This is a genomic window from Roseobacter ponti, assembly GCF_012932215.1.
GTDB classification, from domain to species: domain Bacteria; phylum Pseudomonadota; class Alphaproteobacteria; order Rhodobacterales; family Rhodobacteraceae; genus Roseobacter; species Roseobacter ponti.
The window spans coordinates 786,388-809,132 of record NZ_CP048788.1; the positions used below are offsets into that span (position 1 = coordinate 786,388).

Below are 22,745 nucleotides of genomic sequence, written 5' to 3' on the forward strand. Positions count from 1 at the left end.
CCGTCAGCCCTTCGCCTGAGCCGCGCGCGCACGCGGGCCGGTGAAATATTCCTGCACCCAGGGATCGTTGACGGCTGTCATGGTCTCGATGGGTCCTTCCACCAGTACACGCTTGTCCGACAGGACCGCGATACGGTCGCAGATTGCGTAGAGGCTGTCGAGGTCATGGGTGACCATGAAGACGGTAAGCCCAAGCGAACGCTGCAATTCCCGGATCAGCTCATCATAGGCGGCAGCACCGATCGGGTCGAGCCCCGCCGTGGGTTCATCCAGAAAAACGATCTCGGGATCGAGCGCCAGGGCACGGGCGAGGGCGGCGCGTTTGCGCATCCCACCCGACAGCTCGGACGGGAGTTTGCCGCAACTGGTGACGGGCAGGCCCACAAGGCTGATTTTGAGCCCGGCCAGGGTTTGCATCAGCCCGGTGCTAAGCTGCAGGTGTTCGCGCATAGGTGCCATCACGTTTTCCAGAACGGTCAGCGATGAGAAAAGAGCGCCGTCCTGAAAGGCCACACCCCAGCGTTTCTCTACGGCCAGTCGCTCCTTTTCCGGGCCGTTGACCACATCGGTTCCAAGCACATGGATGGTGCCGGCAGAGGGTCGTTTCAGGCCGACGATAGAGCGCAACAGCACGGATTTGCCGGTACCTGAGCCACCCACTATGCCCAGAACCTCACCGCGCCAGACATCCAGATCGAGGTTCTGGTGTACGACATGGGGCCCGAAGCGGTTTTCCAGGCCGCGCACCCGTATCACCGCCTCGCGGTCTGCGCGCCCTGCAGGGGAGGTCATACGCCCAGTTCCGCGAAAAAGATCGAAAAGACAGCGTCCATCACGATGACAAGAAACACGCTTTGCACAACTGCTGCGGTGGTGCGCCGGCCCACGCTTTCGGCGGAGCCGCCCACCTGCATGGCCTGCCAGCAGGACACGATGCCGATGATAAAGGCAAAGACCGGCGCTTTGATCATGCCGACCGCCAGATGCCATGCGCTGGTGTTTTCCAGAAACCGCGTGACGAACATGCCGGGGCTGACACCCAGCTCGGCCCAGCTCATCAGGGCCCCGCCAATGAGGGCAGAGATATTGGCCGTCAGTCCCAGAACAGGAAGCATCAGCATCAGAGCAATCAGCCGGGGCAGAACCAGCACCTCGATCGGGTCAAGACCGAGGGTGCGCATGGCATCGACCTCTTCGTTGACCTTCATGGATCCGATCGCTGCCGAATAGGCCGACCCTGACCGCCCCGCGACGATGATGGCGGTCAGCAGGATGCCAAGCTCGCGCAGTACGGAAACGGCAATGAGATCTACAACAAAAACTTCGGCCCCGAACTGGCGCAGCTGTGCTGCACCCTGATAGGCCAGCACGATGCCGATGAGAAAACCCATAAGCGCAATGATCGGTACCGCGTTCATGCCAGTCTGCTGCATCTGCGCAAAAAGCGCTGTGCCGCGCAGTCGCCAGGGGTTGATGATCGTACGCGCCAGACGGTTCAGAACCAGCCCCAGAAAGCTCAGAAGAGAACCTGCGCTTTGTGCAAGTGTTATCACAGCCCGGCCAAGGTCGATGATCCATGCGCCGGGGCCGCCGGGTCTGGTATCGACGAGGGGCTCTTTGAATGTGGCCTCTGTGACCTTTTTCAGCAGGCGGGCATTGTCTTCTGAGGCTCCGGAAACCGCCAGCGTCACGCCACTGGCAGCCAGACGCGCGCGCAGCTGTGCGATCATTGCAGCGCCGCCTGTATCGAACGCCTCGAGGCCGGAGAGGTCCACGGTTGCCGCACCGGGGCGGGCGGTCAGCTCAGCAAAGGGTTTTTCCACCAGATGGAGCGCTTCTGTCACCAGCCGGCCGCTCAGGTGGAACACGGTCTGACCGTCCGTGGTGTCTGATGTAATCGCGGGCATGCTCATAACGGTGCCATTGTGCGTGCAAATTCCGATACCGCAACGAAAAACCGGCTGTGCTGTCTCTGGCTGCGCGTTCCGGTCATTGCAAAGCGTGCGCCCTGAGCGCGTCGGGCAGGCGGTGCGCGCGTTTCGGGGTACCGGGCCGCCGTCTGCAATCCAGGGTCTTTTCAGAACCCCATCGCGGCCCCGTCCTTGCGCGGGTCCGAGCCCGCAGCATATCCGCCGCCCGGCAGCCGGTGGATGAGCTGTGCGCCACCAAAGCCAAAGGCGTTATCGGGTGATTCCAGTGAAATGTCGTGGCCCATGGCGCGCAGAGCCCCGACCGTCTCGCCCGGCATGGCTTCTTCAAGAGCGATCGCTGTCCCGCCGGTCACTCGCCAGCGCGGCGCGTCGACCGCCATCTGCGGGTCCTGACCCCAGAGCTGCGTGCGCAGAACCATCTGAACATGGCCCTGAGCCTGGAAGGGGCCGCCCATAACGCCAAAGCTCATCAGCGGCCCGTCCGGCCCCATCAGGAAGCCGGGGATGATGGTATGAAAGGGGCGTTTGCCCGGTGCAACACAATTCTGGCTCCCGGGGTCGAGCGAGAAATCCGCGCCGCGGTTCTGCAGGTGAATACCGGTGCCGGGCACCGTCACCCCGGAGCCAAAACCGGCATAGTTGGACTGAATATACGAGACCATCATGCCGGAGGCGTCCGCCGCCGCAAGGCATACGGTGCCACCTTTGTTCGGTGCGCCTGCGCCGAAATCCTGCGCCCTTTCCGGGTCAATCAGGGCCGCGCGTGATGCAAGATAGCTCTTGTCCAGCATCTGCTCTGCGGTGGTGTGGGTCATGAATGCCGGATCCGCCACCCAGGTCTGGGCATCCGCAAGAGCGAGCTTCATTGCTTCGATCTGCAGGTGCAGCGCGGCGGGGGCATCGGGGTCAAAATCGCGAACAGCCGTCCCGCCCAAGATACCGAGTGCCATGAGTGCGGCGATCCCCTGGCCATTGGGTGGAATTTCGTGAAGCTCTGCCTGATCAAAACTGTTGCTGATGGTGCCGACCCAGTCGGGGCGATGGGCTGCCATGTCCTCCATGCTGAGTGCTGCGCCGTGCAGGGCCGCGAAGTCCGTCATCTCGCGCGCCAGTTCGCCGGTATAAAAGGCGTCGCCCTTTGTTTGTGCGATCAGGCGCAGACTGCGCGCCGCGGCTTTGTTGACAAACCGCTCTCCTGCGCGCGGCGCGCGGCCGTCTGGCAGAAAGCATTCCGCAAATCCGGGCTGATCGCGCAGCTGGTCTGCCGCGCGCGCCCACAGGGCGGCAATTTTTGGTGTGACGTAAAATCCGTTTTCCGCATATCTGATCGCGGGCTGGAAAAGATCGGCAAAGGGCAGTTTGCCGAAGCGCTCTGAAATCGCCACCCAGGCGGAAACCGCCCCGGGGACAGTCACGCTGTCCCAGCCGTGAAAGGGCATTCTATCGAGGCCGGCAAAGCGGTCCGGCGTCCAACCGGCAGGCGCGCGCCCGGAGGCGTTCAGCCCGTGCAGTTCCCTGCCGTCCCAGACGATGGCAAAGGCGTCGGACCCGATGCCGTTGCCCGAGGGTTCCACCAGGGTCAGGGTAATCGCCGTGGCCAGCGCCGCATCAACGGCATTTCCGCCGCGCTCAAGCATTGCCACACCTGCGCGCGTTGCCAGAGGCTGCGACGCAGCAACGATATTATCGGCAATCACAGCAGAGCGCCGCGACGTGTAGGGATGCGTATCTCTGAGTCTCATGATCTGCTCCTGCGCGTCAAAAACCGTGGGACATGTGGTCCGGGTGTCCCGCCGGTGTCAATAGAAGCCCCGCCCGAACGGGATTGTTTACGGATCATTAGGAAATAATAGCCAGAGTTGGCGACAGGCGCTGGTCGGGGTTACGCTGGACGTCTGTCTGCACGACGATGCACAGGGGGTTTACGATGACTATGATCAGGGCAGTTTTCCTGACGCTGGCGGTGTTGCTTGGCGCCTGCACCGAGATGCCGTCAAACGACCAGCCGGCGCGTATTCTGACCATGGGCGATTCGATGCTTGCCTGGCACAGCAACAGCCGCAATTCCGTATCCCATGCGATCGAGGACATCCTGCGTGAGCCGGTGATCGACCGTTCCGTTCCGGGAGCGCGGATTTTCTATAACCTGCCGGTATCCGGTGCGCTTGGGATGAACATCTCCAAGCAGTATGTTGCAGGTGAATGGGACTGGGTCATTCTTAACGGTGGCGGGAATGATCTGTGGATGGGTTGCGCCTGTGCGGTATGTGATCGCAAAATCGATCGGATGATCGCAAAAGATGGCCGTTCCGGTGCAATTCCGGGCATGGTGGCCAAAGCGCGGGCGCGGGGTGCGCGGGTCATATGGGTCGGCTATCTGCGCAGCCCGGGTGTGGGTTCAGGTGTTGAATACTGCAAAGACGAGGGCGATGAGATCGACGCCCGCCTCGCACGGCTTGATGCGGCGGATTCCGGCTTCTGGTTCATCTCACTGCAGGATCTCGTGCCGCACGGGGATCGAACGTTTCACGACGAAGACATGATCCACCCGTCGCGCAAGGGCAGCCATGCGATTGCCGCGCGCATCTCAGATGTGATCAGAAACGCGCCGCCGGTCCCGGAATCGTCGTCCGGCCCATCTGCGCCAGGGTAAGGCCGATCTCATCGCTGATGAGCTTCCAGAACGCATCAAGGCCGTCACGTCCGCCGGCGGCGATGGCAAACTGCATGGCGCGGCCAAAAAACACAAAGTCAGCCCCCATCATATATGCTTTTACAACGTCTTCGCCTGAACGCATGCCGGTGTCGTAAAAGAGCGGATAGTCGTCACCCAGCGCTTTACGGATCGCCTGAAGAGCCAGGATCGGCGGCGGAGCCGCATCAAGCTGGCGCCCGCCGTGGGTTGAGACCTGAATGGCATCCACGCCCTCTTCGCGCAGCCGCTGAGCATCGTCCACATGAGTCACACCCTTGGCTACCAGGTTGCCGTCCCAGCTGTCGCGCAGGCGTTTGAGGAAATCCCAGTCGGCGCGCGCCCGGCTCTCGGTCCGGTCGAAAGTGAATTCAGGTGTCTGAAAGTTCGCCAGATCCGGCGCGCCCGCGATCAGGCTGGAGATCGACCACTGTGGGTGCAGGGCGAAATCAATGAACTGCTTCGGGCCGATCTTAAACGGCATCTTAAAACCACGTCTGAGCTCGCGTGGTCGCCGGCCGACCTCGGGCACGTCGAGGGTCATGATCAGCGTTTTGTATCCGGCGGCTTTTGCCCTTTCCACAAGCTTTGCCGTGCCGGAGCCGTCGCCAGAGAAATAAAGCTGAAACCAGGCGTGGCCTTCGGCCTCTTCGATCATCGTCTCAAGCGTTGTCGAGGCAACGGTGGAGACGCCGCAGGGCACCTGATGCTTAGCAGCGATGCGCGCCAGCATCACATCCGCACCCGGCCCGGAGAGATTGCACATCCCCATCGGACTGATACCGAAAGGCACGCGACCTTCGTGCTCAAAGACGGAGACACTCAGATCGCGCTGCGACACATTCACCAGAACGCGCGGTTCCAGAATGATGTCGCGCAGAGCGGCCAGATTGCGGGCTTCCGCCACGCCTTCTCCGGCCGCCCCGTCGATGTAGTCAAACACCATCCAGGGCAGCCGCCGGCGCGCGAGGCGACGGGCGTCTGCATAGGAATGGATGGCGCCGGCGCTCACCGGATCAGGCTTTCACGGCGTTCATGAAGCGGTCGCGGATGACGACCGGGTCCATGGTGATTACATCCAGCTTGATGTTGCCGCTTTCGCATTTGCTGACGATGATCGTCATCTTTTTGCTGTCGATTGCGGCCTGCAGGGTCGCACCGGTGTCTTCGGCCTTACAGGTGACGACGTTCTCGCATCCGCAGGCTTTCGCCACATCTTCGAGTTTGGTCTTTTTGCCTGCATAGGTCGGCTGGTCGCCGGTGGAGCCGTAAGAGCCGTTGTCGATGATCAGCAGGATGAAGTTGTCGGTCACGTTGTTCGCGATCGTCGGCAGGGTGCCGAAGTTGGTAAGAACCGAGCCGTCGCCGTCAATGGAGATGACGGTTTTGGGCTGCGCCATGGCAAGTCCAAGACCAATGGAGGACGACAGACCCATCGTGCCGAGCATGTAGAAGTTCTTTGCATTGTCGTCGATCATGTGCAGCTCCTGGCTGGGCAGACCGATGTTGCAGACAACGAGATGATCGTGAAGGACGGGCGCGATTTCGCGCAGGATTTCAGAACGGATCATTGGTCGCCGTAGCCTCCCCAGAAGGACGCATCCGTCAGGATCGCCACAGGTTTGTTGCACATGAAAGTGTATTTAAGAATTTCCTGAAGCTCGGAGGCATCGGATTCTTTGTGGAAGTGATAGGTCGGTATCAGCATCTGATTGAGCAGTGCTTTGGTGTGCACGGCCATCTCAACCTGACAGGCCACCGGCTCGCGCAGTTCTCCACGATAGGAGATCAGCATCGGCAGCGGCATACGGTAATACTGCGTCAGCGTCGCCAGTGTGTTGATCGTCACCCCGATTGCGGTGTTCTGCATGATGATCGCCGGGCGCTTGCCGCCCATGAATGCACCGGCACAAAGCCCCATACCTTCGTCTTCTTTATTGGAGGGCACGTGGTGTATCTCGGGGCGGGCTTCCACCTCGTCGATGACGCCTGCAAGTTGTTTGCAGGGGACGGTCGTGATGAAATTGACGCCCTGGGCGATAAAATCATCTACAATTTTGGTGCTTATCGACACGTTTGATTACTCCTCGTGTTCGGGGATCAGAATTATTTTGGGTGCGGCGACGTTACCGGCCCGGATGTCCGTGAAGGCAGCCTGACCATCGGCCAGGGGTCGTGTCTCGATCCAGTCGAGCGGGCCGAGCCGGCCGTCGAAGATCGCGGCGGCCGTATCTGCAAAGTCCTGTGCAGTATAGGTATATGTGCCGATAAAGGTGATTTCCTGAAGCGTCATCCGGCGGATATCGAGCCCGCCTGTTGCCTCGCCGAGACCGATGTGGGCGATGACGCCACCGGCGCGCGCCATGGCGCTGGCTGCTGCCCGGGTGCCGGCATAGCCGACACCGTCGATGACCAGATCCACACTGCCGTTTTCAGGTGCCGCGGGCTCGCCCGGGGCGCAGACCTCGAAGCCTGCGACATCGGCAAGACGCGCGCGGCGCAGTTCATTGGGCTCTATCACAGTGATATCGCGTGCACCCTGCGCATGCAGTGCCAGAGCCGCACCGACGCCGATGGCACCGCCACCGATGACCGCGCACCGCATATCCGACAGATCTTTGCCGAGGATACGTTTGCCAAGGCGCACGGCATGCCAGCCACAGGCAATGGGTTCAGCCAGGGCCGCGTGGCGCAGGTCGACGCCATCCGGGACGGCGACGAGGTTGCGACCCGGCATGCTCACATATCCGGCAAAAGCTCCCTGGCGCGGCGGCATGGAAATGATCTGGCGGTTAGAGCAGAGGTTCTCGAGGCTTGCCGTGCAGTTTTCGCAATGTCCGCAGGCGACCAGAGGGTTGATGGTGACGCGTTCGCCATCGCGCGCACCGCCGGTAATGACGCCTGCGGCTTCATGGCCCAGGATCAGCGGGGCAGGGCGCCGCTCATCGTGTCCCAGAAACGCGTGCATGTCAGAGCCGCAGATGCCGGAGGCTTCGATGCGGATCAGATGCTCGCCGTCGCGCGCCTGGGGCGCGGGGCTGTCAGAATAGGTCAGCTCGCCGACCCCGGTATAAACTAAAGCTTTCATTTCGCTGTGAACCCCCCATCCACAAAGAGTGTCTGCCCCGTGACGTAATCAGATGCCGGTGAGCAAAAGAACATCAGCGGGCCGTCAAGGTCTTCCGGCTCGCCGTTTCGCCCGATGCAGGTCTGATCCGCGTTGCGTTTTGCAAGATCCGGATTGGCAAAAACCGGGCCGGTGAGCTCGGTCCTGAAAAACCCTGGTGCCACCGCGTTGGCGGTGATGCCGTGACCCGACCAGGCTTCGGCCATAGCGCGCGTCATCTGCTCCACGCCGCCTTTGGAGGCGCCGTATGAGATGCCCGAGGCAAAGGCGCGCCGTGATTGCAGCGAGGCGAAATTCACAATCCGTCCCCAGCCGCGTTTCTTCATTGCGGGCACCATGGCCTGCGCCAGAAAGAAAGGTGCGGCGAGGTTCAGGTTCAGCGTCACGTCCCAGCCCTCCGCCGTCACCTCATCTGCGTGCTGGCGGGTGTTAATGCCCGCCGCGTTGATCAGAATGTCAGGTGCTCCGAAAGGCTCTGCAATCTCTGCTGCCAGCGCTGCGAGGTTGCCGCGGTCTGACAGATCGGCTGTGACAGCGGCGGTGTCGCCCTGCACCCCGGTCCGCCAGGCCTCGAGCTCTTCGGCGCGCCGCGCGATCCCGATGACCCGGGCACCGGCCTGCGCCAGCAGGCTTGCCGCCTGCCGGCCGAGGCCGCTGCTCGCCCCGGTGACACAGGCCACCCGGTTCCGGACATCAAAGATCGCGGGCATCTGCTCAGCCCTCTGCCGAAAGGTCGAAGTTTTCCTGCGGGAAGTACTTGTGCAGGCGTGCATCGGCGGCGCGGGCGTGCCCTTCCATACCCTCCAGGCGCGAAATCCGCGCTGTTGCTATCGCCACTGGTTTCGCGCCGTCACGTGTGGCGCGCTGCCATGTGACGATCTTCATGTATTTGTGCACAGACAGACCACCGGTATATTTGGCCGAGCGGGATGTGGGGAGCACGTGGTTTGTGCCGGAGGCTTTGTCGCCGAAAGATACGGTGGTCTCCTCACCGAGAAAGAGTGAGCCGTAGCACTGCAGGCGCTCCAGCCACCAGGGCAGATCTTCGGCCTGAACGGTCAGGTGCTCGGGCGCATAGTCATCCGAGCAGGCAGCCATTTCCTCGCGGTCCGCACAGACGATCACCTCAGCATAGTCGCGCCATGCTTTGGTTGCGTTGTCGCGGTTCAGTTCGGGCAGATCATCGATGAGACCGGGGACCAGTTCCATGACTTTTTCGGCCAGTGCGCGGTTGTCGGTGACGAGCCAGACGGGTGAGTTATAGCCGTGCTCGGCCTGGCTCACGAGGTCTGTTGCTACCATAAAGGGGTCTGCCGTGCCGTCGGCCAGTACGAGGCTGTCGGTGGGGCCTGCGATCATGTCGATGCCGACACGACCGAAAAGGATCCGTTTGGCTTCGGCGACAAACTGGTTGCCGGGGCCCACCAGAATGTCCGCCTGTGGCAGACCGAAAAGGCCGTAGGTCATCGCTGCAACACCCTGCACACCGCCCATGGAGAGAATCTTGTCGGCGCCGCAGAGGTTGGCCGCATAGACAATCGCCGGGTTGATGCCGACATCGGGGCGCGGCGGAGAGCAGGCAGTGATGTGCTCGCAGCCGGCGACTTTGGCGGTGGTGACGGTCATGATCGCGCTTGCGATGTGGCTGTAGCGTCCGCCCGGAACATAGCAGCCCGCGGCGCGGACGGGGATGGCTTTCTGACCAGCGATCAGGCCGGGCACGATTTCAAGCTCCACATCGGTCATGGTGGATTTCTGAACTTCGGCAAAGCGGCGCACGTTGTCATGCGAAAAGGCAATATCGTCCTTCAGCTTCTGACTGACGAGTGTCGATGCATGTGCAATCTCTTCTTCGGTGAGCAGCACGTTGCCTGTGTATTTGTCGAACTGCTCGGCGTATTTCATCGCCGCGGCATCACCGCCGGCCTCGATATCGCTGAGGATGTTCTGAACGATTTCGCGGACATCCCCCGCGTCTGTCATCGCAGTCTTCTCAGCTTTTTTCAGATAATCACGGGCCACGGGCATTCCTCCACGGTGTCTGTTTCAACGGGGCCGCCTGCGGGTTGCTGTTGTGCAATCTGCAGATTCTCTCGCTCCCTGACCCCGTGTAAGCGCTTGCATCGTGTAATGCAAGCGCTTACAGTGCCAGCAGTCAAATTTGTTTCCGTTGCGTTAACGGGCCGGTGGTAAGCAGGACAGTGACTGTATGAACAAACAGACCGCACCAACACTTGAGGATGTCGCCCGCCTTGCCGGTGTCTCGACCGCGAGCATATCACGTGCGCTCAACGCCCCGTCAAAAGTAGCGCCGGCCACGCGGGAAAAGATCGAAAAAGCGGTTGAGGTGCTTGGCTATACGCCAAACTTCGGGGGCCGCGCGCTGGCGTCAGGGCGGGCCAACACCGTGGGGGCAGTCATCCCGTCGATGGCCAATGCGATGTTCGCAAACGGATTACAGGCCTTTCAGGATGTGCTGTCGCAGGCAAAGGTCAATCTGCTGGTGGCGACGACTGGTTTTGACCCTGAAGAAGAACTTGCGGCCATCAAGTCACTCGTGGCGCATGGCGCGGATGGTCTGATGCTGATCGGCAATGCCCGCCCTGATGCAACCTGGGATTTTCTTGATAAACGACAGGTGCCGCATGTGGTGGCCTGGGTCAGTGAGACGCGCCCCGGGCATTTGTTTGCGGGTTTCGATAATGCCGGGGCTGCTGCTGATGCCGCGCGCAGGGCACTGGCAGCGGGACATCGCCGGATTGCGATGATATGCGGGCAGACCCGGAACAACGACCGTGCCCGCGCCCGGCGTGATGGTGTTATTGCCGCGGTCGCGGCATGGGGCGATGGTGCGCGGCTTACCCATCTGATCGAAGCACCTTATATGCTCGACGAAAGCGGCGCGGCCTTTGCCACAATCATGCGGCAGCAGGAAATCCCGACTGTCGTGCTCTGTGGCAACGACGCGCAGGCAGCAGGGGCCATGGCGCAGGCCCGTGCGATGGGGTTGTCGCTGCCCGATGATATGTCGTTTATCGGATTTGACGACATCGGTCTGGCGCGGGTGCTGCATCCGGCGCTGGCCACGGTTCGTGTCCCGCAGTTCGATATGGGGCACCGTGCTGCGGCACTCCTGCTCGACCGGATCGAAGGACGCGAGGATTTGCAGTCGGTGGTCCTTGATACCGAATTTATGGACCGGGCATCGCTGGCACCCCCGCGGGAGGCTTGACTTCCGGGCACACGGGCTTTCACTTGAGCGGCAGATTTCAGCGAAAGGACCCCCGAGATGATGAAGACCCGTGCCGCCGTTGCTGTTGCCGCAGGCAAGCCGCTTGAGATCATGGAGGTCAACCTGGACGGCCCCCGCGCCGGCGAGGTGCTGGTCGAGATCAAAGCTACCGGCCTTTGCCATACCGACGAATTCACGCGCTCAGGCGACGATCCGGAGGGTATTTTTCCGGCTATTCTGGGCCATGAAGGGGCAGGGGTCGTTATCGAGGTCGGTGAAGGCGTTACGTCGCTGGAAGTCGGCGATCATGTGATCCCGCTTTACACGCCTGAATGCCGCGAATGCGAATACTGTCTGAACCCGAAAACCAACCTCTGTCAGAAGGTGCGCGCAACGCAGGGCCAGGGCCTGCTTCCTGACGGATCCACACGTTTTTCAATGCTCGATGGCACGCCGATCCACCACTACATGGGCTGCTCGACCTTTGCCAATCACACTGTGGTTCCTGAGATCGCGCTGGCCAAAGTCCGCAAGGATGCGCCGTTTGATAAAATCTGCTACATCGGCTGCGGGGTGACCACCGGCATCGGCGCTGTGATCAACACCGCCAGGGTCGAGATCGGGTCCCGCTGTGTGGTGTTCGGTCTGGGAGGCATCGGTCTGAATGTCATCCAGGGCCTGAGAATGGCGGGCTGCGATCAGATCGTAGGCGTTGATCTTAACGACGAAAAGGAAAAGATGGGCCGGCACTTCGGCATGACGGATTTCGTCAATCCGTCGACCGTCGAAGGCGATATAGTCGCGCACCTCGTTGAGCTGACAAAGGGCGGCGCGGACTATACCTTTGACGCCACAGGTAACGTTAAGGTCATGCGGCAGGCGCTGGAATGCGCGCACAAGGGCTGGGGCGAGAGCATCATCATCGGTGTGGCGCCGGCGGGTGCTGAAATCTCGACGCGCCCCTTCCAGCTGGTCACCGGCCGGGTCTGGCGCGGGACGGCCTTTGGTGGTGCCAAGGGCCGCACGGATGTTCCGAAAATCGTAGACTGGTACATGGACGGCAAGATCGAGATCGACCCGATGATCACCCATAAACTTACGCTGGATGAGATCAATCACGGGTTTGATCTGATGCATCAGGGCAAGTCGATCCGCGCGGTTGTGGAGTTCTGATCTGCTTGCGGGATGATTTGGTATCCCGTCTGTGCTAGGGTCACCCCGCAGTTGGGGGACAGCAATGACAGACTTTGATCTTGGTACATACCGGCGTGACATCACAACACGTTCGGATAAAGCGAAATCCTGCTTTGATGCAGGCCTGATCTGGCTATTTGGCTATAATCACGAAGCCGCGGCGGACCAGTTTGAAAAAGCGGTTGTGGCGGATCCCGGGTGTGGTCTCGCGCACTGGGGCGTCGCTTATGCCATCGGTCCGAATTATAACAAGCCGTGGGAATTTTTTGAGCCCGACGAGCGGGTGACGACGCTGGAGCGGGCCCATAAGGCAATCGCTGACGCCCGGGCGCTGGAGAGCAGTCTGGCACCTGTGGAAAATGCCCTGATCGCCGCACTCGCCGACCGGTTTCCGGAAGATCCGGAGGTCGAGGATTACGGCCCCTGGAACGACGCTTTTGCCGACAATATGCGCAAGGTTTACGCCGAATACGGGGATGACCTTGATGTGGCGTGTCTTTTTGCCGAGGCGCTGATGAACCGCACGCCGTGGCTCTTGTGGGATCTGCCGGCAGGCGCGCCCGCCGCAGGAGCCTCGACACTTGAAGCACAGGCCGCACTTGAAACCGCATTCGACACACTGCCCGGCGCCTGGGATCATCCTGGCCTGCTGCATATGTATATCCACCTGATGGAGATGTCGCCGACGCCCGAAAAGGCCCTGCGGCACGGGGACCGTCTGGTCGATCTGGTGCCGGATTCCGGCCATCTGGTGCATATGGCGACACATATCGACGTGCTGTGCGGCGAGTATCAGAACGTCATCTGGCGCAACCGTCGTGCAGCCGAGGTAGACAAAAAATATGAGGCGATGGCGGGTGGCGAGAACTTCTACACTGTTTACCGCATCCATAACGTTCACTTTGAAGCATATGGTGCGATGTTCCTCGGACAGCCGGAACGGGCTCTTGCTGCGGCTCAGGAACTGATTGAGATGCTGCCAGATCCTGTTATCCGCTTTATGCCGGATCTGTTCGAGAGCTTCTGGGGCAAGAAAATCCACGTCATGGTGCGGTTCGGGGACTGGCAGGGCATTCTCGATGAACCGCTGCCCGACGACAAAGAGCTCTACAGCTATACCTATGCCGCGATACTGCAGTCGCGCACGATTGCGCTGGCCAATCTCGGGCGTATCGACGAGGCGCGGGCGGAACGCGATCTGGCTGAGGCGGCGATGGCCGCGGTTCAGGAAAGCCGTATGGTGTTTAACAATACCGCCGCCGATGTGCTCGCCGTAGGGGCTGCGATGATGGAAGGGGAGCTTGCCTGTAAGTCGGGTGACGTGGAGGGGGGCCTCGATCATCTGCGCCGCTCCGTCACGCTGGATGACGCGCTGCTTTATGACGAACCCTGGGGCTGGATGCAGCCCACGCGGCACGCACTGGGTGCGTTGCTGATGGATGCGCAGGAGTTTGAGGAGGCGGAAGCGGTTTATCGCGCGGATCTTGGTCTTGATGAAACGCTGGCGCGGCCCTGTCAGCATCCGCGCAACGTCTGGAGCCTGCACGGCCTGCACGAGTGCCTGGTGAAACGCGGCGAACTCACAGAGGCGAAACACATCCGCCTGCAGCTTGATCCGGCGCTCGCGCGGGCCACGGTGCCGATCCGGGCGTCCTGCTATTGCCGCAGTGGCGCAAAGGCCGCCTGACGCAGAGTTTTGTTCGGACTGCGACGTGGCGACACCTCACGCGGCGCGCCATTGTAAGGCATAGCGCTCCAGGACAGTATAATTACAGTACCTGCGCCCGGAGATCGCGATGAAGCTGACAGTGAACGGATCAGACTATGAGGCGGACGTCCCGCCGCAGATGCCGCTTCTGTGGGTGCTGCGCGACACGCTGGGGATCACCGGCCCGAAATACGGCTGCGGCATCGCACAGTGTGGCGCCTGCACCGTTTTGATGGACGGCATTGCAGTGCGCGCCTGTCAGATCGCCGCTGCCGATGTACAGGGAGACATCACTACGATTGAGGGGCTCGCGCAGGGTGATGCTCTGCATGTCGTGCAGGATGCCTGGATTGCGCATCAGGTCGCGCAGTGCGGCTATTGTCAGGGCGGACAGATCATGCAGGCGGTTTCATTCCTCAGCCTTGTACCGGACCCGGACGATGAGGCGATCGACGCGGCCATGAGCGGTAATCTGTGCCGCTGCGGGACCTATCCACGCATCCGCGCGGCAGTAAAAACGGCGGCGCGCAGGCTGAACAGCGGATGATGCGGGAAGCCTTTTTCGTGGCGCTGCTTTGCGGTCTGTCAGCGCTGCCGGTAGCCGGTGAGACGGCGCGCGGGCAGGCGCTTGAGGCCTGGGCGCGTATTTATGAAGTCGTGTCGCATCCGCGCTGCGCCAACTGTCACACCGGGCCTTCTGACCGTCCGATGTGGTCCGGCCCGTCCTATAGAGAGACGCGTCCGCATGGCATGAACATCCGCGCCGGCGAGAGCCGCATCGGGGCGGAAACGCTGCCCTGCCGCACCTGCCATATCACAACGGAGACCGGCGGTAACGCGGCTGCGCATATGGCGCCGCAGGTGGCAGACGCATGGCGGCTTGCGCCGGTTGAGGCGCACTGGTTCGGGCAGACAAGTGCGTATATCTGCACACGTCTGCGCGATCCGGACCTGAACGGCGGGCGCACCGCCGGCGAGATTGCCGACCATCTGGGCCATGATGTGATTCTGCACTGGGCCTGGGCACCCGGCGGCGGGAGGGAACCTGCGCCCTATGATCTGGAAAGGCATATTGCCGATATCCGGATCTGGGGAGATGCCGGGCAGCCCTGTCCGGAATAAGCTGCGGGGCTCAGTCCCCGGTGGTGACGAGGCCCAGACCCGAGATCGCGCGCAGCTCGCGGATCACATCATCCACGCCCTTGCCGTGTTTCAGTGCGGTAAAGACAAAAGGGCGTCCGGCACGCATGCGCGTTGCATCGTTTCGCATCACCTCCAGCGAGGCGCCGACATGCGGTGCCAGATCGGTCTTGTTGATGATCAGAATATCCGAGCGGGTGATGGCCGGCCCGCCTTTGCGCGGGATCTCTTCACCCGCCGCCACGTCAATCACATAAAGCGTCACATCCGCCAGTTCCGGCGAAAACGTGGCGCTGAGATTGTCGCCGCCGCTCTCGATCAGGATGGCCTCGATCTCCGGATGGCGCGCCTGCATTTCAGCCACTGCGGCCAGGTTGATGGAGGCGTCTTCGCGGATCGCTGTGTGCGGGCAGCCGCCGGTCTCGACCCCGATAATCCGGTCCTGCGGCAGGATCTGCAACCGCATCAGCGCCTCGGCGTCTTCGCGGGTGTAGATATCATTGGTGATCACACCGATAGAATGCGCGCCGCTGAGCGCGCGGGCCAAAGCTGCCGTCAGCGTGGTTTTGCCCGCACCGACCGGGCCGCCGATGCCGATGCGCAAAGGGCCGTTGAGAGACATAGGGCTGGTCATGTGCGGAATACCTTTGAATATTGTGTTTCGTGCTGCATCGACGCGATATCGGCTGCAAAACAGGCCGATGTCAGATCGTCGGGTGTACTTTCTGCCGTGGCGTCCGCAATGGATGTAATAAGCGGCGCCAGCCGTGCCAGCAGATCCTGTCCTTCGGTCTGCCCCAGCGGCACCAGCCGTACTGCAGCCGAGATAAGATTTGCGGTAAAGGCATGCAGATACATGGCGGCAGTGAGATCCTGCGGCAGACCGCGGAGCTTTGCAGCCCGCCCGAGAGCCACCGGATAGGTCAGCGTGCCAAGCCGCGTGTCCCAGACCGCGTCCACGGTGCGCGAAAAGGCAGCACCCTGATCGCAGGTTTCGGTCAGCCTGCCGGAGGATGCGGAAAATGCCTGAGCCTGCGCGTCGATCCGGGCCACTTCCTCGTCGCCTGCGTCATACGCCACGCGCAGCAGCACCAGATCGGAGCGCCCGCAGCCATGTCGGATGATGTCCCTGAGCCACGGCTCCAGCGTTGCGACCGAGGTGATCCCGCCCGCATCAATGACCCGTTCCAGCCCGTGCGAATAGGCGAAGGCGCCGACCGGAAAGCCGGGCGAGAGCCACTGCGTCAGGGTCAGGACGGCGTCAGTGTTCATGGGTGTGATCTTCGGGACCATGCTGGTGGCTGTGATCATGACCATGCGTGCGCCCGTGACCATAAGCGCCACCTTCGGGTGTGAAAGGTTCCGTGACCTCATGCACATGCGCGCCCAGCTTCGCGAGCATATCAGCCATCACGTGATCGCGCTGAATGAGCAGGCGGGTTTCCTCGATCTGGCAGGGCGTGTGCCGGTTGCCGATGTGCCAGGCGATCCGGTGCAGACCGGCGCCGGTAACCTCCAGCAATGGTTCCGGAGCGGCAAGTACACCGATGAGATCACCGGCCGCCGTCTGCAGCGCATCGCCATGCGTCAGAGAGGTTGTCTTCGGCAGATCCACGAGCACCTGCGCGCCGGTCTGCGTGGTCACCACGCGCCGGCGCAGAAACCGCGCGCCATAATCGAGAGAGACATGGTCGGTGACGGCGGCAGCACTGGAAACGACGGATTGGGCAGTTTGCATCGCAGGGCCTCAGAACATGAAATAACGCTGCGCCATGGGCAGCACTTCGGCAGGCTGACAGGTCAGCAGCTCGCCGTCCGCACGCACCTCATAGGTTTCGGGGTTCACCTCGATCTGCGGCAGCGCGTCATTCAGAATAAGGTCTTTCTTGCCGATCCCGCGGGTGCCTTTCACGGCCACAACATTCTTGGCGAGACCCAGCGTGTCGCGGATGCCGGCGGCCTCTGCTGCGGCACTTACGAAGGTCACAGCGGAGTTTTCTACCGACCGTCCGAAGGCACCAAACATAGGCCGGGTATAGACCGGTTGCGGCGTCGGGATCGAAGCATTCGGATCACCCATCTGCGCGCAGACAATTGTGCCGGCCATCAGGACCATCTCTGGCTTTACCCCGAAAAATGCAGGGTTCCAGAGCACCAGATCAGCACGTTTGCCCACCTCAATGCTGCCAATCTCGTGGCTGATGCCGTGCGCAATGGCCGGGTTGATCGTGTATTTAGCGATGTACCGGCGAACGCGCATATTATCATTCTCGCCGGTTTCCTCCGCCAGACGACCGCGCTGTTTCTTCATTTTGTCAGCGGTCTGCCAGGTGCGGATCAGCACCTCGCCCACGCGGCCCATGGCCTGGCTGTCCGACGCGATGATCGAAAACGCCCCCATGTCGTGCAGGATGTCTTCGGCGGCGATGGTCTCTCGCCGGATGCGGCTCTCGGCAAAGGCGACGTCTTCAGGGATGGACTTGTCGAGGTGGTGACAGACCATCAGCATGTCGAGGTGTTCTTCCAGCGTATTCACGGTGAAGGGGCGCGTGGGGTTTGTGGAGGAGGGCAACACGTTTTCATCGCCGCAGATTTTGATGATGTCAGGCGCATGTCCGCCGCCGGCACCTTCGGTATGGAATGCGTGGATGGTACGGCCCTTGATGGCGGCCACGGTGTTCTCCACAAATCCGCTTTCGTTGAGCGTATCGGTGTGGATCATCACCTGCACGTCCATGTCGTCGGCAACCGACAGGCAGCAGTCGATGGCCCCGGGTGTGGTGCCCCAGTCTTCATGCAGTTTCATCGCACAGGCGCCACCCTCAACCATCTCGACCAGAGCGGCAGGCAGGGAGGCGTTCCCCTTACCTGAAATGCCGAAATTCATCGGGAAGGCATCAAGCGACTGCAGCATCCGCCCGATGTGCCAGGCGCCGGGCGTGCAGGTGGTGGCCAGTGTACCATGCGCCGGGCCCGTGCCGCCCCCCAGCATGGTGGTCACGCCCGAATGCAGCGCATCTTCGATCTGTTGCGGGCAGATAAAATGGATATGGCTGTCAAAGCCACCTGCTGTGAGGATTTTACCCTCGCCGGCAATGGCTTCGGTCGAGGGGCCGACGATGATGTCCACGCCAGGCTGTGTGTCGGGGTTGCCCGCCTTGCCGATCTTCGCGATGCGTCCGTCGCGCAGGCCCACGTCAGCCTTATAGATGCCGGTATGGTCGACGATCAGCGCGTTCGTGATCACCGTGTCCACCGCCCCATCCGCACGTGTGACCTGTGATTGCCCCATGCCGTCGCGGATCACCTTGCCGCCGCCGAATTTGACCTCTTCGCCATAGATTGTGCGATCGCTCTCAACCTCTATGATCAGGTCGGTATCGGCAAGACGCACCCTGTCGCCGGTCGTAGGGCCGAACATGGCGGCATAAGAGGCGCGGGGAATGGTTGTGGGCATATGATGTTACTCTCTGATTTTCTGGCGAAAGCTATGCAGTCTGCGCCCTTTTTGGTGCCTAAACAATTGCACGGATACGATTTGCGCTGTACACATGTAGAACCCGACCGTCAGAAACGGAAAGTTTTGTCTGGAATGGCATTCTGGCTTCAGGCCATTGGGTACACTATTTTCATGATAGCGATTTTGGGTCAGTACCGTGGCTGGTGGTGAGCGTAGTTTTGAACCGGTCTGCCGCGTAGTTGATGACCGGCCGCCTCGATAGCGCATATTCAGCGAATTGCCTTTGGCCTGACACCACGATTTTTGGTGCGTTGCGAGCCGCTGAAAGCATGTTAGCTGGCCCCTGCGGCCTGCAGTGGCGGACTTGAAACTCATCACACCATCGCGAAAATGCGCGCAGGCCCGCCGGTGCCGCCGACGTGGTTGGGCGCGCCGACGACCAGGGTGGCGCCCGTCGCAGGCACATCCGCGAGGCCTGCGAGGTTTTCGATCCCGTAGCGCCCCGCCGGCAGCCAGGCGTAATGCGTCGCGAAATCAGGTGACGGGCCGTGATCGAGTGACAGCGTATCCACGGCCATTGCCGCGGCTGTTGTCTCTTCCAGCAGCATCTGCGTGGCTTCTACATGAAAGCCGGGGAAATGCTTCACGCCATCGGCATCATTGCCAACATAATCCTGGGCCGATGCGCTTTTCTCACCCCAGCCCGAATACATCGCGATGCATGCCTTGTCGGGAAACTCGCCATTGGCAGAGATCCAGGCGCGCAGATCATCAGGTGTGACCTGGGCATCCGCGTTCTCCGCTGCCTTTGCGGCAATATCGATTTTGCACAGCGGTACAACCAGATCGCTGACCGGGATCTCATCAACAGAAGCCCCGTCGGCGGAGAAGTGCAGCGGCGCGTCGATATGAGTGGCTGTATGTTCGTTGATCGCAAGATTAAAGAGGTTGAAGCCGTGTTCGGCAAAACTGAACTGCTGTTCCATCGAGATGCCGGGCACGCCAAAAAATGTCGGAAAGTCGGGCGAGAGTTTGTGGGTCATATCGACGATGCCACCATGTCCTGCAGCAAGGGCTGCAGGTGCCGCGGCAACCGTGCCAAGTGCAGCAGCGGCACCGGTAGCGGCTGTTGCTCTGAAAAAATCTCGCCGGGACAGCATTCTGTCTTTCACGGCATTGATGACGCAGATATCACACATGGTCTCGTTCCTTTTGCTGGTTAAGCAGGGGCGTCAGAGCGCGCCCATCACTTTCTGATTAAAGCCATAGATCCGGCGCGCACCGGACACCGGGATCAGCTGCACTTCTCGGCGCTGTCCCGGCTCAAACCGTACGGCGGTACCGGCGGCAATGTCGAGCCTCATGCCACGGGCGGCAGCGCGGTCGAACTCCAGCGCCTCATTGCTTTCGGCAAAATGATAGTGGCTGCCGATCTGCACCGGCCTGTCGCCGGTGTTGGCGACCATCAGCGTGATCGCATCGACGCCTGCGTTCAGTGTGATGTCGCCCGCAGCGGGCATGACTTCTCCTGGGATCATGAGTGTCTCCTCAGCGGATGGGGTTGTGCACGGTCACCAGTTTGGTGCCGTCGGGAAAGGTGGCTTCGACCTGTACATCGTGGATCATCTCGGGGATGCCCTCCATGCACTGGTCTCGGGTGATCACTTCGGCGCCGGCCTCCATCATATCGGCCACGGACCGCCCGTCGCGCGCGCCCTCGACCACGGCATCGGTGATCAGCGCAATGGCTTCCGGGTAGTTCAGCTTCACCCCCCGTTCGAGACGCCGGCGGGCGACATCGGCGGCAAGTGCGACCAGTAGTTTGTCTTTTTCGCGAGGGGTCAGCTGCATGTCTAAAGTCTCCAGCTCTGAGGCAGTGTGTTTCCGGTCAGCCGGTCAAGGCAGGGCAGCAGCGCGCGGCGCAGGGCGTAGCCATCCTCCGCCAGCAGGCGCGCCACCAGAATACCCGGACGCAGCAGGCTCACGCCGCCGGAGTCCCCGATCAGATCGCGCAGCGGATCCAGAGCGCCGTCGGCTTCGGGCGCTACCCAGACGAGGCTGGCCATGGCGCGCGCGCCTCCTGCAATTGCGGGGCGATCGAGTTGTGCGGCGATATCACCGCTCAGGGAGACCCCGTCGCGGTAAAGCGGTACGCCAGCCCGACGGATGTCGACCCGGTCGGTAAAGGAGGCATCGCGCAGTTCTTCGCCCATAGCACGCCGGCCGAAAAGCACAGGTTCAACCATCACAAACCGCGCGCCGGGCGCAAGGTCTGCCCGCAGACTGCGCTGCAGCGCGGCGCCCTCGTATAGGATGGTTTCCTGGGGCAGCCAGTGCAGGACAGATCCTTCAGCAGCCGTCAGACGCGTCTTGAGCGTCCCGGTCTGGCCGACCTGCGCGCGGTAAGCGCGTTCGGCGGCCTGTGTGGTCAGCGAAAGTCGGGCGTTTTCCCCGGCGCCGGCGTCAATGCTGAACCGATCGCCACCGGTGATGCCGCCGGCGGTGTTGATGAGCACTGCTTCGACGTGATCTGTCAGACGCGGAAACAGGACCCTCAGCGCGCCGGACTGGCGCAGATCGCCGATATGCGAGCCGCCGTCGCGATACTTTGCGGACACCCTTACGGCCCCGATGGCGCGGGGTTGATCCAGCGGTGTCGCGATACGCATCAGCAAGCAGAGGTCTTCCGGCAGCAGGAGAGTGTCAGCTTTAACCCTCTCACGAGGATTCTCATTTGACGAGACCCATATTCAGGTTTTGCATTTCCCGGTACAAACTGCCTGCTTTTTGGGCAGATCAGCGCGCCGTGCTCGTGCGAAAACCTGTCGGCACGGCGGTATTTCCCGGTGCCATCAGGATCAATCTGTGCAAGTCTGCGGCAATGATTAAAAACCTGCTGCCTATCAGCGCCCTCCTGCTTGGTTCTGCGCTCTTACTCTTTGCCGGCGGAACCAACAGTCTGATCCTGCCGGTGCGCGGGACGGCCGAAGGGTTCAGTGCATTTTCTTTAGGGCTTCTCGGAACGGGCTGGGCGATAGGCTATGTTGCGGGGTGTATTCTGACCCCTGTTCTGGTGGGCAGAGTGGGGCACATCCGCGCGTTTACCATCATGGCGGCGCTGGCTGCGGTTGCGATCCTGTTGTCGCTCATTCTGCTGATGCCGCCAGCCTGGATCCCGCTTCGGGCGCTGTCGGGCTTTTGTTTCGCCGGTGCCGCGATGATAGTCGAAAGCTGGCTCAGTGAGCGGACGGATGCGAAAAGCCGTGGCAGGGTTTTCGGCGCGTACACGATGGTTAATCTGGTGGCCTCGACCGCCGGACAAATGGCGCTGACGCTGGCCCCTACAGACGGCTATTTCTTTTTTGTGACCGGCGCCGTTTTCTATTGCCTGGCTCTCGTGCCGGTCGCGATCACCTCAAGCACCAGCCCCAAGCCGCTTGTTAAAGTCCGGCTTGATGTCCGGGCGTTGTGGCGCAACTCTCCGGTCGCTGTCGTAGCGATCCTGCTGATCGGTGTTTCCAACAGTGCCTTCGGCACTCTGGCAGCGGTTTATGCGGACCGTATCGGGCTGACGCTGAACGCTGTGGCGTTCTTCGCCTCGGTACCCATTCTTGCCGGTGCCGTGGCGCAGATCCCGGTGGGCTATCTCTCCGACCGGATGGACCGGCGCCGGGTTCTCGTGGGGATCACCTTTCTGGCACTGGTTGCGGATCTTGCGTTTATTCTGCTGGCGCCGGAGGGGCGGATGGCGAACCTGATCCTGGCCTCTGTCTTCGGGGCTGCGATTTTCGCGATGTATCCTGTTGTGCTGGCGCATGCCAACGACCACGCCGCAGAGGGCAGTGGCATTCAGACCAGTGGCGGGCTGCTGCTGATTTTTGGCATCGGCTCGATTGCCGGTCCGCTGATTGCGGGCCTCGGTATGTCATCGGTCGGGGCCTCCGGGCTCTTTATGACAACGGTGGGCGCCCATACTCTGATGCTGGCCTATGCGGTCTGGCGGATTTCCGTCAGCGCGCCGCCCACGGACGAAGAGAAAGGCAGCTTTGTCATGGCCCCGCCGGGCAAGGCGCTTACCCCTGAGACCGCAGCGTTTTCCAGCGGCGGCAGTGCTGATGTGCCAACGGAAGCAGAGGCGCCCGCTGTTTCTCCGTCAGCAGACGGCGGTCCGGCGGCGGGTGACGAACCACAGGAAACCGGTTCAGATGATCCCGGGCCGACGCCGGAGCCGGATGCCGGCGGCGGCAAAGACAAACCCTGA

General features: G+C 61.5%; 24 protein-coding genes. 7 read left to right on the forward strand and 17 right to left on the reverse strand.

Features of this window, described 5'->3' with window-relative positions:
* Positions 1-3 precede the first annotated feature (3 nt).
* The 3 genes from G3256_RS03835 to G3256_RS03845 form a co-directional block, all read right to left on the reverse strand.
* On the reverse strand, positions 4-792 hold the full coding sequence (locus G3256_RS03835; protein ID WP_169639570.1) for an ABC transporter ATP-binding protein: 789 nt from the start codon (positions 790-792) through the stop codon (positions 4-6).
* Positions 789-1,913 carry an MlaE family lipid ABC transporter permease subunit gene (locus G3256_RS03840; RefSeq protein ID WP_169639571.1) on the reverse strand — a complete coding sequence of 375 codons (1,125 nt, stop codon included), beginning with the start codon at positions 1,911-1,913 and terminating at the stop codon, positions 789-791. Before G3256_RS03840 ends, G3256_RS03835 begins: the two co-directional genes overlap by 4 nt.
* 164 nt (positions 1,914-2,077) lie before the next feature.
* Positions 2,078-3,673: a gamma-glutamyltransferase family protein gene (locus tag G3256_RS03845; protein WP_169639572.1), complete on the reverse strand. Its 1,596-nt coding sequence runs from the start codon at positions 3,671-3,673 to the stop codon at positions 2,078-2,080.
* A 185-nt stretch (positions 3,674-3,858) separates the two neighbouring features.
* Here G3256_RS03845 and G3256_RS03850 point away from each other — a divergent pair, with 185 nt between their 5' ends.
* Positions 3,859-4,584 carry an SGNH/GDSL hydrolase family protein gene (locus G3256_RS03850; protein WP_343044385.1) on the forward strand — a complete coding sequence of 242 codons (726 nt, stop codon included), beginning with the start codon at positions 3,859-3,861 and terminating at the stop codon, positions 4,582-4,584.
* Here the strand turns inward: G3256_RS03850 and G3256_RS03855 are convergent.
* The 6 genes from G3256_RS03855 to hisD are packed head-to-tail and all read right to left on the reverse strand — an operon-like array spanning position 4,529 to position 9,772.
* On the reverse strand, positions 4,529-5,635 hold the full coding sequence (locus G3256_RS03855; RefSeq protein ID WP_169639573.1) for an alpha-hydroxy acid oxidase: 1,107 nt from the start codon (positions 5,633-5,635) through the stop codon (positions 4,529-4,531). The genes G3256_RS03850 and G3256_RS03855 overlap by 56 nt on opposite strands.
* Before the next feature lie 4 nt (positions 5,636-5,639).
* Positions 5,640-6,194: a sulfopyruvate decarboxylase subunit beta gene (gene comE / locus G3256_RS03860; protein WP_169639574.1), complete on the reverse strand. Its 555-nt coding sequence runs from the start codon at positions 6,192-6,194 to the stop codon at positions 5,640-5,642.
* The gene (gene comD / locus G3256_RS03865) at positions 6,191-6,697 is read right to left on the reverse strand and encodes a sulfopyruvate decarboxylase subunit alpha (protein ID WP_169639575.1); all 507 of its coding nucleotides are present in this window, start codon (positions 6,695-6,697) and stop codon (positions 6,191-6,193) included. Before comD ends, comE begins: the two co-directional genes overlap by 4 nt.
* A gap of 6 nt (positions 6,698-6,703) precedes the next feature.
* Positions 6,704-7,711: an alcohol dehydrogenase catalytic domain-containing protein gene (locus G3256_RS03870; protein ID WP_169639576.1), complete on the reverse strand. Its 1,008-nt coding sequence runs from the start codon at positions 7,709-7,711 to the stop codon at positions 6,704-6,706.
* Positions 7,708-8,460 (reverse strand): SDR family NAD(P)-dependent oxidoreductase, encoded by a 753-nt coding sequence (locus tag G3256_RS03875; protein ID WP_169639577.1) that lies wholly within the window; start codon positions 8,458-8,460, stop codon positions 7,708-7,710. The genes G3256_RS03870 and G3256_RS03875 overlap by 4 nt, the downstream gene beginning before the upstream one ends.
* 4 nt (positions 8,461-8,464) lie before the next feature.
* Complete coding sequence (gene hisD, locus G3256_RS03880) at positions 8,465-9,772, reverse strand: histidinol dehydrogenase (RefSeq protein WP_169639578.1); 1,308 nt, start codon at positions 9,770-9,772, stop codon at positions 8,465-8,467.
* A 187-nt stretch (positions 9,773-9,959) separates the two neighbouring features.
* Here hisD and G3256_RS03885 point away from each other — a divergent pair, with 187 nt between their 5' ends.
* The 5 genes from G3256_RS03885 to G3256_RS03905 all read left to right on the forward strand — a co-directional run bounded on the left by G3256_RS03885 (position 9,960) and on the right by G3256_RS03905 (position 15,006).
* Positions 9,960-10,982: a LacI family DNA-binding transcriptional regulator gene (locus G3256_RS03885; protein ID WP_169639579.1), complete on the forward strand. Its 1,023-nt coding sequence runs from the start codon at positions 9,960-9,962 to the stop codon at positions 10,980-10,982.
* Positions 10,983-11,042: 60 nt separating this feature from the next.
* Positions 11,043-12,155 carry an S-(hydroxymethyl)glutathione dehydrogenase/class III alcohol dehydrogenase gene (locus tag G3256_RS03890; protein ID WP_169642312.1) on the forward strand — a complete coding sequence of 371 codons (1,113 nt, stop codon included), beginning with the start codon at positions 11,043-11,045 and terminating at the stop codon, positions 12,153-12,155.
* A gap of 64 nt (positions 12,156-12,219) precedes the next feature.
* On the forward strand, positions 12,220-13,863 hold the full coding sequence (locus G3256_RS03895; protein ID WP_169639580.1) for a tetratricopeptide repeat protein: 1,644 nt from the start codon (positions 12,220-12,222) through the stop codon (positions 13,861-13,863).
* A gap of 109 nt (positions 13,864-13,972) precedes the next feature.
* Complete coding sequence (locus G3256_RS03900; protein WP_169639581.1) at positions 13,973-14,431, forward strand: (2Fe-2S)-binding protein; 459 nt, start codon at positions 13,973-13,975, stop codon at positions 14,429-14,431.
* Positions 14,428-15,006: a hypothetical protein gene (locus G3256_RS03905; protein WP_169639582.1), complete on the forward strand. Its 579-nt coding sequence runs from the start codon at positions 14,428-14,430 to the stop codon at positions 15,004-15,006. Before G3256_RS03900 ends, G3256_RS03905 begins: the two co-directional genes overlap by 4 nt.
* 10 nt (positions 15,007-15,016) lie before the next feature.
* On the opposite strand, the gene ureG is transcribed toward G3256_RS03905, so the two are convergent.
* The 8 genes from ureG to G3256_RS03945 form a co-directional block, all read right to left on the reverse strand.
* Positions 15,017-15,658, reverse strand: a complete 642-nt coding sequence (gene ureG / locus G3256_RS03910) for an urease accessory protein UreG (RefSeq protein WP_169639583.1) — start codon at positions 15,656-15,658, stop codon at positions 15,017-15,019.
* Positions 15,655-16,296: an urease accessory protein UreF gene (locus G3256_RS03915; RefSeq protein ID WP_169639584.1), complete on the reverse strand. Its 642-nt coding sequence runs from the start codon at positions 16,294-16,296 to the stop codon at positions 15,655-15,657. Before G3256_RS03915 ends, ureG begins: the two co-directional genes overlap by 4 nt.
* A complete protein-coding gene (locus G3256_RS03920) occupies positions 16,286-16,762 on the reverse strand; it encodes an urease accessory protein UreE (protein ID WP_169639585.1) in 477 nt (158 codons plus the stop codon). Before G3256_RS03920 ends, G3256_RS03915 begins: the two co-directional genes overlap by 11 nt.
* Positions 16,763-16,771: 9 nt before the next feature.
* Positions 16,772-18,481 carry an urease subunit alpha gene (gene ureC / locus G3256_RS03925; RefSeq protein WP_169639586.1) on the reverse strand — a complete coding sequence of 570 codons (1,710 nt, stop codon included), beginning with the start codon at positions 18,479-18,481 and terminating at the stop codon, positions 16,772-16,774.
* A 377-nt stretch (positions 18,482-18,858) separates the two neighbouring features.
* On the reverse strand, positions 18,859-19,683 hold the full coding sequence (locus tag G3256_RS03930) for a cyclase family protein (protein WP_169639587.1): 825 nt from the start codon (positions 19,681-19,683) through the stop codon (positions 18,859-18,861).
* 33 nt (positions 19,684-19,716) lie between these two features.
* A complete protein-coding gene (locus G3256_RS03935; protein WP_169639588.1) occupies positions 19,717-20,022 on the reverse strand; it encodes an urease subunit beta in 306 nt (101 codons plus the stop codon).
* A gap of 10 nt (positions 20,023-20,032) precedes the next feature.
* Positions 20,033-20,335 (reverse strand): urease subunit gamma, encoded by a 303-nt coding sequence (locus G3256_RS03940; protein WP_169639589.1) that lies wholly within the window; start codon positions 20,333-20,335, stop codon positions 20,033-20,035.
* Positions 20,336-20,337: 2 nt separating this feature from the next.
* Complete coding sequence (locus G3256_RS03945) at positions 20,338-21,153, reverse strand: urease accessory protein UreD (RefSeq protein WP_169639590.1); 816 nt, start codon at positions 21,151-21,153, stop codon at positions 20,338-20,340.
* 212 nt (positions 21,154-21,365) lie between these two features.
* Between G3256_RS03945 and G3256_RS03950 the strand changes: the two genes are divergently transcribed.
* Positions 21,366-22,745: an MFS transporter gene (locus G3256_RS03950; RefSeq protein ID WP_169639591.1), complete on the forward strand. Its 1,380-nt coding sequence runs from the start codon at positions 21,366-21,368 to the stop codon at positions 22,743-22,745.

Bases quoted from the DNA above. Each gene is read 5' to 3' on its own strand.
- G3256_RS03885 (WP_169639579.1), top strand. From the start codon at position 9,960: ATGAACAAACAGACCGCACCAACACTTGAGGATGTCGCCCGCCTTGCC.
- G3256_RS03835 (WP_169639570.1), bottom strand. From the start codon at position 792: ATGACCTCCCCTGCAGGGCGCGCAGACCGCGAGGCGGTGATACGGGTG.
- G3256_RS03895 (WP_169639580.1), top strand. From the start codon at position 12,220: ATGACAGACTTTGATCTTGGTACATACCGGCGTGACATCACAACACGT.
- G3256_RS03905 (WP_169639582.1), top strand. From the start codon at position 14,428: ATGATGCGGGAAGCCTTTTTCGTGGCGCTGCTTTGCGGTCTGTCAGCG.
- G3256_RS03940 (WP_169639589.1), bottom strand. From the start codon at position 20,335: ATGCAGCTGACCCCTCGCGAAAAAGACAAACTACTGGTCGCACTTGCC.
- G3256_RS03890 (WP_169642312.1), top strand. From the start codon at position 11,043: ATGAAGACCCGTGCCGCCGTTGCTGTTGCCGCAGGCAAGCCGCTTGAG.
- G3256_RS03900 (WP_169639581.1), top strand. From the start codon at position 13,973: ATGAAGCTGACAGTGAACGGATCAGACTATGAGGCGGACGTCCCGCCG.
- G3256_RS03930 (WP_169639587.1), bottom strand. From the start codon at position 19,683: ATGTGTGATATCTGCGTCATCAATGCCGTGAAAGACAGAATGCTGTCC.
- G3256_RS03840 (WP_169639571.1), bottom strand. From the start codon at position 1,913: ATGAGCATGCCCGCGATTACATCAGACACCACGGACGGTCAGACCGTG.
- G3256_RS03850 (WP_343044385.1), top strand. From the start codon at position 3,859: ATGACTATGATCAGGGCAGTTTTCCTGACGCTGGCGGTGTTGCTTGGC.
- ureC (WP_169639586.1), bottom strand. From the start codon at position 18,481: ATGCCCACAACCATTCCCCGCGCCTCTTATGCCGCCATGTTCGGCCCT.
- G3256_RS03870 (WP_169639576.1), bottom strand. From the start codon at position 7,711: ATGAAAGCTTTAGTTTATACCGGGGTCGGCGAGCTGACCTATTCTGAC.
- G3256_RS03875 (WP_169639577.1), bottom strand. From the start codon at position 8,460: ATGCCCGCGATCTTTGATGTCCGGAACCGGGTGGCCTGTGTCACCGGG.
- G3256_RS03945 (WP_169639590.1), bottom strand. From the start codon at position 21,153: ATGCGTATCGCGACACCGCTGGATCAACCCCGCGCCATCGGGGCCGTA.
- G3256_RS03845 (WP_169639572.1), bottom strand. From the start codon at position 3,673: ATGAGACTCAGAGATACGCATCCCTACACGTCGCGGCGCTCTGCTGTG.
- G3256_RS03920 (WP_169639585.1), bottom strand. From the start codon at position 16,762: ATGCAAACTGCCCAATCCGTCGTTTCCAGTGCTGCCGCCGTCACCGAC.
- G3256_RS03915 (WP_169639584.1), bottom strand. From the start codon at position 16,296: ATGAACACTGACGCCGTCCTGACCCTGACGCAGTGGCTCTCGCCCGGC.
- comE (WP_169639574.1), bottom strand. From the start codon at position 6,194: ATGATCCGTTCTGAAATCCTGCGCGAAATCGCGCCCGTCCTTCACGAT.
- ureG (WP_169639583.1), bottom strand. From the start codon at position 15,658: ATGACCAGCCCTATGTCTCTCAACGGCCCTTTGCGCATCGGCATCGGC.
- G3256_RS03935 (WP_169639588.1), bottom strand. From the start codon at position 20,022: ATGATCCCAGGAGAAGTCATGCCCGCTGCGGGCGACATCACACTGAAC.
- G3256_RS03950 (WP_169639591.1), top strand. From the start codon at position 21,366: ATGATTAAAAACCTGCTGCCTATCAGCGCCCTCCTGCTTGGTTCTGCG.